Here is a 13203-nt window from a genome sequence, read left to right on the forward strand (position 1 = left end):
ACAGAGCCTGTCGCCACCATTCCAACAGCCTGCATCGCCCCCGGGAGTGTCAAATGGCCGATCTTCTGACCCTGAAGAAATTCGAGGCGTTGAGCCCCTTCGAAATCAAGGACGAACTGATCACCCTCGCCAAGAGCAATTCGAAGCGGAGCCAGATGCCGTTCCTGAACGCCGGGCGGGGCAATCCGAATTGGGTGGCCACGACGCCGCGCGAAGGCTTCTTCCTGCTGGGACAATTCGCCATCACCGAGAGCAAGCGGGTGATGGAGCATCCGGCGGGCATCGGCGGCATGCCCCAGGCAAACGGCATTGCCGGGCGGTTCGAGGCCTGGCTCAAGCAGCACAAGGACATGCCGGGCGCGAGCTTCCTGACCGACATGCTGCCCTTTGCGATCAAGAAATTCGGCTTCAACCCCGACGCGTTCGTCCACGAGCTGGTCGATTCGATCATCGGCGACAATTACCCGGTGCCGGACCGCATGCTGGTGCACAACGAAAAGATCGTGCACGAATACCTGATGTGGGCGGTTTGCGGCGAGCCCCGGCCGGCCGGAAAATTCGACATCTATGCGGTCGAGGGCGGCACGGCGGCGATGTGCTACCTCTTCAAGTCGCTGAAGGCCAACCGGCTGCTGGTGCCCGGCGATACGATCGCGTTGGCGACGCCGATTTTCACGCCCTACATCGAGATGACGCACCTGGAAGACTACGACCTGAAGGTGGTTCAGATCAGGGCTCCGCAGGAGAACAAGTTCCAGTTCACCGACGAGGAGATCAAGAAGCTGGAGGATCCGAAGATCAAGGCCTTCTTCGTGGTCAATCCGTCCAACCCTCCGGGGATGGCGTTGAGCAAGGAGACGGTTGCCAAGCTGGCCAATCTGGTCAGGACCAAGCGCCCCGACCTGATGATCCTCACCGACGACGTCTACGGCACCTTCGTGCACGGCTTCCGTTCGCTGCTGGGCGAGCTGCCGCACAACACCATCGGCGTCTACTCCTATTCGAAGTATTTCGGCTGCACGGGATGGCGGCTCGGCGCGATCGCCATCCACGAGGACAACATCTTCGACAAGATGATCGCCAAGCTTCCGGACGAGGCCGTGAAGGCGCTCGACAAGCGCTACGGGCCGCTTACGCTCGAACCGCGCAAGCTCAAACTGATCGACCGCATCGTCGCCGACAGCCGCGACGTGGCGCTCAATCACACTGCGGGATTGTCGTTGCCGCAGCAGGTGATGATGAGCCTGTTCTCGCTCGCGGAGATGATGGACGAAAAGAAGGCCTATCAGGCCGCCTGCATGGAGATCGTCAACAAGCGCCTGTGGTCGATGCTCGACGGCCTCGGGCTGGCCGACAAGCTGAGCCCGAATCCGAACTATGATGCCTACTACGCCCTGATCGATTTCGAGTTCTGGGCCCGAAAGAATATCGGCGACGACGCGGTTGAATACCTGAAGAAAACCGTCCACCCGCTGGACCTGGCGTTCAGGCTGGCTGAAGCCCACGGGATCGTGCTGTTGAACGGCGGCGGATTCGATGCGCCCGAATGGTCGCTTCGCGTCTCGCTCGCGAACCTGCCTGACGATGTCTATGACGACATCGGGCGCGGCGTTCGGACCATCGCCAGAGGCTATCGTGACGCCTACGAGGCAGCGAAGGGCGGAGCCGCAAAACGCTGACAGCGGCGCTTGCCGCGCATCGGGCATTTGGTCCGGTAGCCGCCAAAACTAAAAGAAAGGCCCCGGCAAGAATGCCGGGGCCTAAATTACATCCATCCAGGACGATCAGTATCTGGCGACGACCGGCCCGCCGAACCGATAGTTCAGGCGGATCGTCAGCAGATCCACATCCTGTCCGATCCGGTTGGCGGCGCCGGCCACGATAGGATTGACCACCGAGAACGTGTTGTTGGCATCGCCCATGAACAGACGGTCATATTCGAGCCCGACGGACCAGTTCGGGGTGAACCCGTACTCGAAGCCCACGCCGACGGTACCGCCCCAACGGGTCGATGTCGCCGACGCGACCCCGATTCCGCCGACCGTGGTAAAGATGTCATAGCGATTGCTGGTGACCGCTGCACCACCCTTCACGTAGAACAGCGCGGCATCCCAGGCCCAGCCGAGCTGGCCGGTGAAAAGGCCCAGTCCGTCGGTCTTCGTTGTCGTCGAGAACCTCGGATCGATCAGGCTGAGGCGCGAGCTCTTCAGGTCCGCCCAGTCACCCTGCCCTTCCAGGCCGAAGACGAACTGGCCTGCCTGCCAGCGATAGCCGAGTTGTCCGCCGAAAACGCCACCGGAGCGCGAGCTGCACCCGTCGGCCACGACACCTCCCAGGGCGGGGAGGAAATCCCAGCAGGTGCGGCTCTCACCCCAACCGCCATTCGCACCGATATAGAAGCCGGTCCAGTTGTAGACCGGCGGAGGGACCGGCACAGGCGCCGCCTTGACGGCCATGTCAGCCGACAACGCCGGCGTGGCCATGCCGATAATCGCGGCGACAGAAAGCAAAAATCTCTTCATGGAATGATCTCCGGGTCTCTTCGCGTTAATCGAGAAAAGCAGTCCTTGCGCTCGCCCGATCGGGGCAGTGATCGAAGCCTAGATGTGAGTCACGAAAAGGCGCGTGCCAAAATGGCAACACTCAAGGGCAAACCAACACCGTGCTTGGGCTGTGCTTTCAACATTCGGCGCAGCACGAAGCTCGTGCTGCCGGAGAGGAAGCACCGGAGCCGACTCACTGTTCGACGAGCCAATCGGCGATGTTCTGCGAGGGGATCAATTGCCTGGGGAGGTGCGGATTGATGGTGCCGGCAAACACGACCAGCCCTTCGTCCAGTTTTGACCGTGCGAACGCCTTGGCTTCCGATTCGCTGGCAAATGTCCTGGTCTCGCGAGGACTGCGCGCCCTTCGAGCCAGCAGACCACGTCGGCGAATTTCATAAGTGACATACCAGATGGCCGACACCGCGACACCGGAGAGAGCGAACAGCCCTAGCGACACACCATCTTGCCAGTGGCCGCGCCTTGACCTCGGTCAAGCGCCCGGACCGTAAAAATACGGGAGCCGCGGCCGGCATTGAGAGACAGCCGGTTCGATCGGAAGCGCCAGTGAACCGCGACGAGCCTGCCGACCGTTGGCATCGCCGGCTTCATCGCAGACGCGACGGACAAGAATGCCCTCCAAGGCTCGCGCGATCGCAGCGACGATGATCAGCGCCAGTTCTTTTGCATCGCATTCATCACGGTGTCTGTCTTGTGCGACTTGCAGTACTTGCCGATGACCTTGCCGTTTCGCTCGACGTAGCGAAAATCGACGACGGTCAGGTTCTTCGATGCGCTGAAATAGCCTGACATCCAGGAGCTGATCAGCATTTGTCTTTCCTGATCCGCCTCCAGCAATTGCTTGCAGGTAATGAGGGACAGATCGACGACGACTTGCGCTTTGGCCACGACGCTGGTGGCGAGGAGTGCAACGGTCGCAACGGCAAGGATCGATGGTTTCATTGTTATCTTCCAACCCTGTTTGATCACTGGCCGGCCGTAGAGCGCTCAAGGCCGGCCGTCACGGTCTGAGTGGGATTAATCGCGCACCATGCCTTTACGCTTGCGACATTTCGCGCATACGCGTTGAGATCGACGAAGACGTATCCCTTCTTCTGATTGAACCAGCCACTCATCCAGGCAGAAAATACGGAAGAATCGCCCGGGGACATGGCGAGGTATTGCGAGCAGGTTATCCGCGCCATATCGATGCTGGTCTGCGCCTGCAGCGGGCCCGACAGCATCGCACCGGCAAGAGCCAGGCACACAGCGATTTTGTTCATTCGATTTCTCCCAAGCTCCATGCACAGTACTTTCTATCCACCGATCTGCACGCTCACTGACAGACAAGGACCGGAGTCCTTGCTTGCGTCAGCACCTTGTTCGTCACACTGCCGATGAGAAGCTTGGAGAGCCCGCTGCGCCCGTGCGATGACATAACGATGAGATCGCAGCCCTTATCCTCGGCTGCTGCGATGATGGCTTGATGGGGGTGCGCGCTCTCGACCTGGCTTGTCTCGCAGGGAACGCCGGCCTCACTGGCCGCGTGTGCGGCACGATCCAGCGCGCTCGTGGCCTCTTCCTTGCGTATCTCGGCAAATCTCGCGAGCAGATCACGGTACCGCCCTCCTATTTCAGAGAGCGGCTCAACGACGAAGATGACCGATACCTTGGCTCCGAGGGATTTCGCCAGCGCCAACCCGTGCTTCACCCCTTGCTCCGCCAGTTCCGACCCATCTGTCGGAATGAGAATGTGCCGGTACATGCCTTCACCTCCCGGTTATCTGGATGACGTATCGTCGCCCGCCGAATGCAAGCTGAACCTGAGCCTCGGACCTGGCCTTGAGATAGATCAATCCATCGCTCAGCGCCGCACCCCGGACGCCGGTCGTCGCGCGGCGGAGGCACCTTCCACCTGCGACCTAACTGAGGCAGGGCGAATCGAGCCCGAGCTCAACGCAGCGAGATCGTAAGCCCGCCCAGATTGGCAGCGAATTCCAATCCTGCCTTCGGCCCCTTGAGCATCAGAACCACGCCGTGTTCATTTCGCAGGCTCACCCCGCCTACGCCACCAGCCCATGCGCCACCTGCTCCGACCAGCGCGTAGCTGCCGGCGAAATCGTTGACGTCCTTGATGCCTGAAGCGGTGCCTTCCAGCCAGGTCACCGACGCGCCGGCAGTCACGCCGAGGCTGAAGCCGGACGCGATGAACCGATAGTGCCGCCCGCGGTAGGTCAACGTGCCGCTGCCGCCGCCGCCGCCCACGACGAGCGCGGCCTTCACGAACTTGACCTGGACGTGGCCGACGGCCTGCGCGAAGCATGGCGCGACCAAGAGGTCCATCGCGACAAGCGCCAGTACGACGGAACGGATCATGGATCGCGTCAACACAGCCCCCTCCTCGCTCAGGGATTTGCCGGATCCACTTTCTTCCAGGTGTGATCCGGATCGAAAGCGATCATGCGCTTGGCGAGGAAATCGGTGCGTGAGCCGAGATCCTTTTGATAGACCGTGCCTGCGTGGTTGACGAGGAAGGTCATGACGCCGGAATTGCCGTATTCGGCGGGATAGGCGACCAGCGCGAATCCACCGATCATCTTGCCCCTCACGACATAGTTCAGCGCGCCGCCAGGAGCGTCGGAGCCCTGTGCCTTCAGGATCCGATAGTAGTAGCCGTGGTACGGCATGCTCTGCTCGCCGACCTTGTAGCCTTCCGCGGCGGCCTGGGCGGCCAGCTCGCCGAGCGGGCTTGGATCCTTGTCGTCGCGCCAGAACAACCCGTCCGTCTTGCCCGGCCTGCTGACGATGCGCTGGGCATAGGCGCCCACACCCTCGCCGCGATCCTTCTCTGCGTATTCGTTCTGTGCGTCGACATAGGCAAGACTGGTCTGGATCGCGGCCAGCTCATTGCGGCCGATCCTGCGGTAGAGGATTTCGCGCCGCCCCGCGGCGGCGTCGAAACTCCAGCCGTCATTGTTGTTGACGAGCGGGATCGGGAACGGGAAATCGTCCCTCCCCAAAATCAAGGTGGCCTTCTTGTTGCCGTCAGCCTTGATCGAATGCTTGGCGTCGTAGGCAGAAAGAAAGCTCTCTCGCGCATTGGCGTCGGCGACATCGTCGCCCGACTCGATGATATCGGCGGCATCGCGGCCCAGCACCTTCAGCATCGCCCGGCTGGTGCCGGCCTTGACGGCGGTTGCCAAGGCGGACGCCGCGTCTTCCGGATTGGGGAAGCCTTGCTGGGCGCGCGCCGGAGACAGCAGCAGAGCAAGTACAGTTGCCGTGGCCACGCCGATGGAGGCAACACGATCCAGTCGCGAGTCCGAAGAGCGTGTCATCGTGATGCCTCCGACGGGGATGGAATCTTCGCGCCGGCGGCAAGCCAGTCGTTGTAGCTGCGGAACTTGAGCCCAAGCTTGTCGTAATAGACCCTGAGATAGCCGTCGGCGCCGCGCGTCACCGCCGCCGGCATGACCTGCTCGACCTCCTGCGCCATCACGCCGACATAGCTCTTGTCGCTGCCAAGATAGGAGAAGCGATAGTAGCCGAGGCCGTTGGCGAGATGTCCGAGCAGCTCGATATCGTGCTTGAGCGCGATGTCGGAGCGTCGTCCACCGCCGCCGCGGAAGCCGCCACCTCCGCCACCACCGCGGAAGCCGCCTCCGCCGCCGCCCTGGAAGCCACCCCCGCCACGGCCGGTAAAACTTGCGCCGCCGCCGCGCGGCATGCTGGCCATGCTCGATCGCCCGCGCGCCGATGCCGCCGCAGCTGCCCGTCCGGACGATACGTTCATGGCGCCGCCGCGACTGCCACCGCCACGATTCGCCGCTGCTGCGCGGTTACCGGCATTGCCGCGGTTGGCGGCCTTGGCGCGATCGCCGCCGCCCTTGGCCTTGTTGCCGGCACCGGCGCGGTCGCCGCCCTTGGCGCGATCGGCGGCACCGGCACGGTCACCGCCTTTGCCGCGATCGCCCGCACGGTCTCCGGCGCGGTCGCCTCCACGGTCTCCAGCGCGATCTCCCGCACGATCTCCGGCGCGATCACCCGCACGGTCGCCGCCGCGGTCTCCTGCCCGGTCACCTGCGCGATCTGCACCCTGGCGATCGCCCGGATTGAGAACCTGCTGACCGTCACGGCCGCGAAAGTTCATCCGATCGCTGGCACCGGCCCGATTGGCGTTGCCGCCGAAGCGCTGCTGGACATTGCTGTTGTTGTAGCGGACGCCCTGGCGATGCGCCGGATTGTGCTGCCAGCCATTTGCGATGTTGGTGGTCCGATGATTGACATAGACGTTGCGATTGCCCCAGTTGAAGCCGCCGCCCCAATAATTGCCCCAGCGCCCGATCACCCAGCCGGCGCCGAAGGCAAGACCTGCCGCGATCACCCCGGCGCCGATATAGGACGGATAGCCGAAATAATACGGCGGATAGTCTGCATAGGGCCACGCGCCATAGACCGTCGCGGGATCGTAATAGGGAACGTAGACGGTGTTCGGATCGGCCTGCTCGATGACGATGACCTGCTTGCTCTCCTGGGTCTGGACGCTGACCTTCTGCTGCTTGGTCGTCACCAGCTTGTTGTTGGCCTGCGCCTTGCTGCGCAGCCGCTGGATCGCATCCATGACGTCGGGCTGCTGCGCCAGCACGGCATCGCCCAGATTCTTCGTCCAATCGATCTTGTCGCTCATCATCGCGAGCACGTCGGCGGTGCTGGTGAGCGCCTTCACGCTGTCATCCCAGGCCTGCTTGTCGACCTCGGCCTTGAGCGCATCCCCTTTCAGGCTCTTGCGCTCCTTGAGCCAGCGATCGGCCTGCACGACCTCGAGCGGATAGGTCGACGCCGCCAGCACGTTGGCGAGCAGCGAGTCCGGGTAGAGCGCGATCGGCGCCACCAGGGCTTCCAGCTGTTCCGGCTTCAGGAGCTGATCGGTCGGCTGGGTTGCCGCAGCCGGCTGGCTAGCCTGGGCGGGCGGGCTGGTCTGGGCGGGCGGCTTGTCAGCCGTTTGCGCGAATGCGGCAACGGACGTCACCGACACCAGCACAACCGCGAGCAGAATCTTGCCCCAACGGAACATCGCGACCTCCATCGACACCAACAGTCGACAGCATCGGCCACGATCCCCTCCCCTCCTTGATCGAGATCAAGGAAACTGTCCTTCGGCTCAGCTTTCGACTCAGCTTTCGACCTGGCTTCCGGCCTGGCCCGGCTGTCGCGACGCAAGGTGGATGCGGCGGTCGTGAATCAGGTTCTCGAGCCGATGGGCCGCAACGTTCACCGCCGTGACAGCGCGCTCGGCCTTGTCGTCCGCGACCGGCTGCTCGCGCTGCGTACGCAGCACCTGATCGATTTCGCGCTCGATCTCTTCGAGATCCGACACACGCCTGGCCATCCGAATTCGCCCTGCCAGTGCATAAAGCGTGTCGAGCGCCTCCTTCCGGCTCGGTGCCTCGCTCGAGCGGAGAAATTTCCACGCCGCCGCGAGCACCGACGCAAGCCCGCCTGCGATCATCGGCGCCAGGAAGATCGCATTGCCCCATTGATCGAGAAAGCTCTCCCTGGTCCCCTCATAGACCGCAGCCGCCCCGGGATGCACGGGAATGTAGGCGCCCGCGTCGGTATCAGGCGTAGCGATCTGGGAGAGCGCCGGCAGTTCGGCGAGCAACTCTCGCCGCGCGTTCATGATCGACTGCGTCAGGTCGCTGATCACGTCATTCCCAAGCTTCTTCTGTGCTACCAAATAAAACGACGTCTGGAGCGTCGTCAGGTCATCAGCAGGAACAGGCGGCGAGCCGCGCAGGGTTCCCTTGGGTACGTCGAAGCTTTCGTAGGCGCGCTCTTTCTCGGCGATCGCTCCGGCGGACTCGATGGCGATCATCACCGGGCCGGCTCGCGTGGTGCGCGCGAAGACATTGCGCAGCAGCGAAAGATATTTTTCAGTCAAAGGCATGACGAGCAGGATCGCCCGTACCTCCTTGGTGTCGAGCGCCCGGCGCGCATCCGCGGGGGCGAGCGGCTTGAACGTCACGCCCGCGCGCGTCAGATCGTATTCGTCGGTCAGCACCTTGATCAGCTTCTGATTGGCTTCGGCGCCGATCACACCGATCGCGACGCGTTTCAACTCCGCCACGTCAGATATCGCAGCGCCGGGCGGCGCGACCAACAGGACGGTGGCGTGGGCCAACACGATCACGGCCTGGGCCTGCGATAGATCGCCGACGTCTCCACGGACGACCGCGAGGTCCACCTTTCCGGACGCGAATGCCTTGGCGGACTCAAGCGGTCCCGGCGTCTGGACCAGGCTGAGCCGGACTGGTGCTTTCGATTGGGCGAACTTTCCTGCGATCGCCGAGACCAGCCTCCCGGCCTCGCCGTCCAGCGACCCAACCGCGATCGTCAGGGTCGTCGGCCGCTCGTACCAGCGATAGGCAAACAGGCTTGCACCCCCCGCCAAAAGCACAAGGCCGGCCACCAGGGCGATGCGCAATGACCTCGGCAACCTGCTGGGATCCACGGCGCATCACTCGATCGGTTCGGCGCCAGCCGACAACGGTTCGGCGGCGCTGAGCCAGCGCGGGGAGCAGATGCCTCTAGATCTTGCAACGATGATAGTTGACCTCCATCCCCTCGATGCCCGGGAATTGGCGCGTAATGGTATCGTCGTCGACCGCCTTAAGGAAGAACTGCACATTCGATACCATGATTCCGGACGCACAACCGACGATGATGTTGATGGTCTGGCCGTCGTCCTTGCGCGATTTGATCTTACAGTTCTCGAACTTGCTCCGGAGGCGATCGGGCTCGGCGATGAATCCGCCGCCATAGACGCCTGAGAAGTTCGTGAAGGTCAGCTGGTTCGCCCTGCCCTTGTGGGCGAACACCTTTCGGCATTGCTCGGCGCTCGTGGCCCAGGCACCCGTGAGATCGAAAGCCTGCGCGTAACCCGGCAATCCGAAGATCATGCCCGTCGCCACGATTGCGCGAAACTTAGAGTCCGGTTTCATATGGTGTCTCCCCGTTCGCGCCCGTCAGTGACCGCTTAACACCAGCGTCTTGATCGGCAGCAGCAGAGCTTGAATCCGAAGCAGCAATGCATGAACGAGTCCAGTCGCGTCGACGGCATGCAGGGCAAAGCCTTTCAACGCCCCGGTTTTCGGATCGGAAATCTCGTCATGGTTGCTGGTGTAGGCATTGACGATGCAAGTGCTGCCCGGCGTCACGCCGTCAAGGCCGCCCTTGTAGAGCGGCTCGAGGAACACGAGGATCGAACCAGGCTGTTGCAGATTCTGCGGGTCGATCAACAGCTCGCTGGCCCGAAACTGGCCGGCGGCGATGAAATCCTGCACGCTGGTGACGACCAGTGGAATGATCACCCAGGGTTTCGACATGCAGGTGGCTTCCGCGACCATGCCGGGCTTCATCACCTGGGCCTCGATCTGCCCGAATCCCGCCTGCAACCTGTTGCGGCCCGCTTCGTCCGGTATCAGGATTCCGGCCGGCCGCATGATCTGGGCGACGAGGTCCCCGGGGCGAACGAGGAATTGCTCGACGCGGCCATCGACGCCGGCACGGACGAAGGTCTTGTCGAGATCCACTTGCGCCTGCGCCCGCGCAGCCTCGGCGCTCGCCTTCTCGGCCGGCAACAGCGTCGAGACGCGCAACGTCGCCGACTCCCTGGCGGCGCTGGCGGCATCGACGCCGGACTGCCGCTGATCAACCAGCACCTGCAGCTTCTCGATGTCACGTTGCGGCACGATGCCGGGATTGCGGCGCTGCAACTCGCTCTTCACCTCCAGCTCGTCCTTGGCCTGCTGCAAGGAGGCCTTCGCCTCCCCGATCTGCGCGTCCGCCTTTACGACGTCGGCCTGCGCCGCGATCAACGACGCATCCACCTCGGCGATCTTTCGCTTGGCGGTCTCGAGCGCGGCCTCCTGCTTCGAACTGTCGAGCCGGAACAGAACGTCCCCCTTCTTCACCGGCGCGGTGAAGCCGACATTGACCTCGACGACACGTCCGGAGCCTTCGGGCAGGATCGGCACGGTCCTGAAGTAGATCGCCGCCGAGGTTGTCGAGGGATGAAAGTAGAAGATCATCGTGATCAGCGAGATCGTGAGCATCAGGCAGCCGGTGATCCCCCATCTCAGTTCATACCAGACAGAGAAGAACGTGATCTCCTTGCCGAACCGCTTGCCTTGCCGATAGCGGCGGTAGAGGTAATCCGGCAGGATCGTCACCAGCGAGCAGATCATCAGCTCAAGCATGGTTGTGCACCTCTTGCTTCGCGGGCGTCCGGACATCGGGACCGCCGCCAGGTCCGGATTCGGCTACCGGTTCGGCAGCGCCCGGCGTGGCGTCGGCTATGCGCTCGACGGAATCTGCGATGCTGCGCATCGGCGTGCCGAAATCCGGCAGGTCGATGAGTGCCAGCAACAGGCCGGCGACCCAGAAGATATGCATGTGGGTGAAAAGCGATATCAAGCCGAGAACGGCGACGATCTCAAACTGAAGTTTCTGGCTCTTGTGCGCCATGCGCTCCGGCAGGCTGTGCAGCTTCCAGTACAGAGTGCCAACCCACAAGACGGTGGCTACGAGGAAAATGCCCATCACCACCATCAGGGTGTCCGACCCGTCGGCGCCGGGAATGAAAAACGGCAGATGATGGGGGGCCGCCGGATGCATCTGTTCGCTCAAGCCAAGTCTCCCGGTCGCAATAACACCGCAGGCGAATCCTGATCGACACTGCTGACGATCCTATCGCGCTTGCTTGATCTGGATCAAGGAAGCCGGTCGGCTCATCCCTACCGTTCCGGGGGCAAGGTGGAAGATCGGGTTAGGAGTCCCCAGCCATGCGAAACAAGATCGATGACCTGATCCCGAAGGCGCACGAGATCCAGAAGCAGGCAGCGCTCAAGGAAGCGGAGAAGGCCGAGGAGCATGCCAAGCGTGCGGCTGCTATCGAAGCCGAGAAGCGCGCGTTGATCGAGCGGCTGAGCAAGCCCTCGGGGCTTACCGAGGACGAGAAGGTCAAGCTGGCGTCGACGGTGATTCAGCGGGCGGTGCGCAATGGCTTGAGCGAGGTCCAGGTCTATCGCTTCCCAAACTCGCTGTGCTCCGACAAGGGGCGAGCGATCAATCAGATGGAGGCCGGCTGGGAGAAGACGCTGACGGGTATCCCTAAGGAAATATACCAGCTCTGGGCCGACTACTTGCAGCCGCGCGGCTACCGCATCCGCTATCAGATCGTTGATTACCCCGGCGGCATGCCCGGCGACATCGGCATTGTCATTGCCTGGGGTGATTAGTTGAAACGATGGACGGATATCCATGGCGAAAGACAAGCCGACCGAGAAGATGAAGCGCAAGGACTATGAGGAAGAGCTGCAGAAGCTGCAGGCCCAGCTCTGCCAGCTCCAGGATTGGGTACAGGCGAACAAGCTCAGGGTCATCATCCTGTTCGAGGGACGCGATGCGGCCGGCAAGGGCGGAACGATCAAGGCCCTGACCGAGAAGGTCAGCCCGCGCGTGTTTCGCGTGGTCGCCCTGCCCGCGCCCTCGGATCGTGAGAAGTCCCAGCTCTTCATCCAGCGCTACATGCAGCAGTTTCCGGCGGCCGGCGAGATCGTGATCTTCGATCGCAGCTGGTACAATCGCGCGGGCGTCGAATATGTGATGGGGTTCTGCACGCCGGCGGAGCACAAGCGATTCCTTTCCCTCTGCCCGCAGATGGAGCAATACATCATCGAGGGCGGCATCATCCTGATCAAGCTGTGGCTCGAGGTCGGGATGGAGGAGCAGGAGCGCCGCTTCAGGGCGCGGATCGACGATCCGATGCGGCAATGGAAGCTGAGCCCGATGGACACGGAATCCTATCGCCGCTGGTATGATTACTCCCGCGCGCGCGACCTGATGTTCAAGGCGACGAGCTCGAAGCACGCGCCCTGGAACGTCATCCGTTCCGACGACAAGCGGCGGGCGCGGCTGAATTGCATCTCGTTCCTGCTGAAGACAATTCCTCACGGACGGGTCAAGCGCGACAAGGTCAAGCTCCCCAAGCGCTCCAACAAGGGTCGCTACAACGATCAGGCCGGACTGCGCGGAATGAAGTTCGTCGAGGAACGCTACTGAGAGGACAGGCCGCGCAGGGCGCGCGGCCGGCCTCCCTTGGACCTACTTCAAGCGGATGGAAACCCCGCCCACGGCGGCCGAGACTTCGGCGCCGACCTTCGGGCCGCTGAGCTGCAGGATCACGCCATTGGCGTTCTGAAGCTGCACGCCGCCGGCGCCCGCGGCGATCGCCCCACCGGCGCCTGCCGCGCTGTAGGAGCCTTCGATCGAGGCAGGCCCTCTGAGATTGAGGGCGCGCCCGACCAGCTTGGTGGTCGAGGCGCCGATCGTGAAGCCGACGCTCATGCCCGACACCGTGAACGGATAGTGCTTGCCGCGCAGCGTCAAGACGCCCTCGCCGCCTCCGACACCAACGATGAATCCACCCTTGGTGAAGATGACGGCGACCGAGCCGGTTTCAGCCAGCGACGGCGTGCTGAAGCCGGCCAATCCAATGGCCAGCATTGCGAGAGCTCCGATCAAACTCACTTTCCTCATCATGTCCCTCCAGGAACCGGTTGCGTTACGCCTCGTTGCGCAAGACTCATCGCCGCAAGAA

General features: G+C 62.8%; 16 protein-coding genes. 3 read left to right on the forward strand and 13 right to left on the reverse strand.

Annotated features, from left to right (window positions below):
* Nucleotides 1–53 precede the first annotated feature (53 nt).
* Nucleotides 54–1679 (forward strand): aspartate 4-decarboxylase, encoded by a 1626-nt coding sequence (gene aspD / locus J2R80_RS34330; RefSeq protein ID WP_253640133.1) that lies wholly within the window; start codon nucleotides 54–56, stop codon nucleotides 1677–1679.
* Between the two features lie 105 nt (nucleotides 1680–1784).
* Here the strand turns inward: aspD and J2R80_RS34335 are convergent, their stop codons facing one another.
* From J2R80_RS34335 to J2R80_RS34390, 12 genes are all read right to left on the reverse strand, one after another.
* Nucleotides 1785–2522 carry an outer membrane protein gene (locus J2R80_RS34335; RefSeq protein WP_057017159.1) on the reverse strand — a complete coding sequence of 246 codons (738 nt, stop codon included), beginning with the start codon at nucleotides 2520–2522 and terminating at the stop codon, nucleotides 1785–1787.
* A 214-nt stretch (nucleotides 2523–2736) separates the two neighbouring features.
* On the reverse strand, nucleotides 2737–3003 hold the full coding sequence (locus tag J2R80_RS34340; protein ID WP_253640134.1) for a hypothetical protein: 267 nt from the start codon (nucleotides 3001–3003) through the stop codon (nucleotides 2737–2739).
* Between the two features lie 209 nt (nucleotides 3004–3212).
* On the reverse strand, nucleotides 3213–3533 hold the full coding sequence (locus J2R80_RS34345; protein ID WP_253640135.1) for an HdeA/HdeB family chaperone: 321 nt from the start codon (nucleotides 3531–3533) through the stop codon (nucleotides 3213–3215).
* Nucleotides 3530–3826 (reverse strand): HdeA/HdeB family chaperone, encoded by a 297-nt coding sequence (locus J2R80_RS34350; protein ID WP_253640136.1) that lies wholly within the window; start codon nucleotides 3824–3826, stop codon nucleotides 3530–3532. The genes J2R80_RS34345 and J2R80_RS34350 overlap by 4 nt, the downstream gene beginning before the upstream one ends.
* Nucleotides 3827–3879: 53 nt before the next feature.
* The gene (locus tag J2R80_RS34355; RefSeq protein ID WP_076826335.1) at nucleotides 3880–4308 is read right to left on the reverse strand and encodes a universal stress protein; all 429 of its coding nucleotides are present in this window, start codon (nucleotides 4306–4308) and stop codon (nucleotides 3880–3882) included.
* A 188-nt stretch (nucleotides 4309–4496) separates the two neighbouring features.
* Nucleotides 4497–4919, reverse strand: coding sequence for a hypothetical protein (locus tag J2R80_RS34360; RefSeq protein WP_076826333.1), 423 nt, complete (start codon nucleotides 4917–4919; stop codon nucleotides 4497–4499).
* A 29-nt stretch (nucleotides 4920–4948) separates the two neighbouring features.
* Nucleotides 4949–5881 (reverse strand): DUF2950 domain-containing protein, encoded by a 933-nt coding sequence (locus tag J2R80_RS34365; RefSeq protein ID WP_076826331.1) that lies wholly within the window; start codon nucleotides 5879–5881, stop codon nucleotides 4949–4951.
* Nucleotides 5878–7617, reverse strand: a complete 1740-nt coding sequence (locus J2R80_RS34370) for a DUF3300 domain-containing protein (RefSeq protein WP_253640137.1) — start codon at nucleotides 7615–7617, stop codon at nucleotides 5878–5880. The genes J2R80_RS34365 and J2R80_RS34370 overlap by 4 nt, the downstream gene beginning before the upstream one ends.
* A 99-nt stretch (nucleotides 7618–7716) precedes the next feature.
* Nucleotides 7717–9054: a TAXI family TRAP transporter solute-binding subunit gene (locus tag J2R80_RS34375; protein WP_076826329.1), complete on the reverse strand. Its 1338-nt coding sequence runs from the start codon at nucleotides 9052–9054 to the stop codon at nucleotides 7717–7719.
* Between the two features lie 76 nt (nucleotides 9055–9130).
* On the reverse strand, nucleotides 9131–9544 hold the full coding sequence (locus J2R80_RS34380; protein WP_244558740.1) for a hypothetical protein: 414 nt from the start codon (nucleotides 9542–9544) through the stop codon (nucleotides 9131–9133).
* A gap of 24 nt (nucleotides 9545–9568) precedes the next feature.
* Entirely contained in the window at nucleotides 9569–10801 is a 1233-nt protein-coding gene (locus tag J2R80_RS34385; protein WP_141342518.1) for an HlyD family secretion protein, read from the reverse strand.
* A complete protein-coding gene (locus J2R80_RS34390; protein WP_194295332.1) occupies nucleotides 10794–11231 on the reverse strand; it encodes a hypothetical protein in 438 nt (145 codons plus the stop codon). The genes J2R80_RS34385 and J2R80_RS34390 overlap by 8 nt, the downstream gene beginning before the upstream one ends.
* A gap of 155 nt (nucleotides 11232–11386) precedes the next feature.
* Between J2R80_RS34390 and J2R80_RS34395 the strand changes: the two genes are divergently transcribed.
* Complete coding sequence (locus J2R80_RS34395) at nucleotides 11387–11842, forward strand: hypothetical protein (protein WP_057017151.1); 456 nt, start codon at nucleotides 11387–11389, stop codon at nucleotides 11840–11842.
* Nucleotides 11843–11864: 22 nt separating this feature from the next.
* Nucleotides 11865–12665 (forward strand): polyphosphate kinase 2, encoded by an 801-nt coding sequence (ppk2, locus tag J2R80_RS34400; protein WP_057017150.1) that lies wholly within the window; start codon nucleotides 11865–11867, stop codon nucleotides 12663–12665.
* Between the two features lie 42 nt (nucleotides 12666–12707).
* On the opposite strand, the gene J2R80_RS34405 is transcribed toward ppk2, so the two are convergent.
* Nucleotides 12708–13142, reverse strand: coding sequence for a hypothetical protein (locus J2R80_RS34405; RefSeq protein WP_057017289.1), 435 nt, complete (start codon nucleotides 13140–13142; stop codon nucleotides 12708–12710).
* Nucleotides 13143–13203 lie beyond the last annotated feature (61 nt).

The sequence above is a fragment of the Bradyrhizobium sp. USDA 4541 genome (assembly GCF_024171085.1).
GTDB classification, from domain to species: Bacteria; Pseudomonadota; Alphaproteobacteria; order Rhizobiales; family Xanthobacteraceae; genus Bradyrhizobium; species Bradyrhizobium australafricanum.

Coding starts and splice junctions, on each gene's coding strand:
- aspD (WP_253640133.1), top strand. CDS start 54: ATGGCCGATCTTCTGACCCTGAAGAAATTCGAGGCGTTGAGCCCCTTC.
- J2R80_RS34335 (WP_057017159.1), bottom strand. CDS start 2,522: ATGAAGAGATTTTTGCTTTCTGTCGCCGCGATTATCGGCATGGCCACG.
- J2R80_RS34350 (WP_253640136.1), bottom strand. CDS start 3,826: ATGAACAAAATCGCTGTGTGCCTGGCTCTTGCCGGTGCGATGCTGTCG.
- J2R80_RS34355 (WP_076826335.1), bottom strand. CDS start 4,308: ATGTACCGGCACATTCTCATTCCGACAGATGGGTCGGAACTGGCGGAG.
- J2R80_RS34360 (WP_076826333.1), bottom strand. CDS start 4,919: ATGATCCGTTCCGTCGTACTGGCGCTTGTCGCGATGGACCTCTTGGTC.
- J2R80_RS34365 (WP_076826331.1), bottom strand. CDS start 5,881: ATGACACGCTCTTCGGACTCGCGACTGGATCGTGTTGCCTCCATCGGC.
- J2R80_RS34370 (WP_253640137.1), bottom strand. CDS start 7,617: ATGTTCCGTTGGGGCAAGATTCTGCTCGCGGTTGTGCTGGTGTCGGTG.
- J2R80_RS34380 (WP_244558740.1), bottom strand. CDS start 9,544: ATGAAACCGGACTCTAAGTTTCGCGCAATCGTGGCGACGGGCATGATC.
- J2R80_RS34385 (WP_141342518.1), bottom strand. CDS start 10,801: ATGCTTGAGCTGATGATCTGCTCGCTGGTGACGATCCTGCCGGATTAC.
- J2R80_RS34395 (WP_057017151.1), top strand. CDS start 11,387: ATGCGAAACAAGATCGATGACCTGATCCCGAAGGCGCACGAGATCCAG.
- ppk2 (WP_057017150.1), top strand. CDS start 11,865: ATGGCGAAAGACAAGCCGACCGAGAAGATGAAGCGCAAGGACTATGAG.
- J2R80_RS34405 (WP_057017289.1), bottom strand. CDS start 13,142: ATGAGGAAAGTGAGTTTGATCGGAGCTCTCGCAATGCTGGCCATTGGA.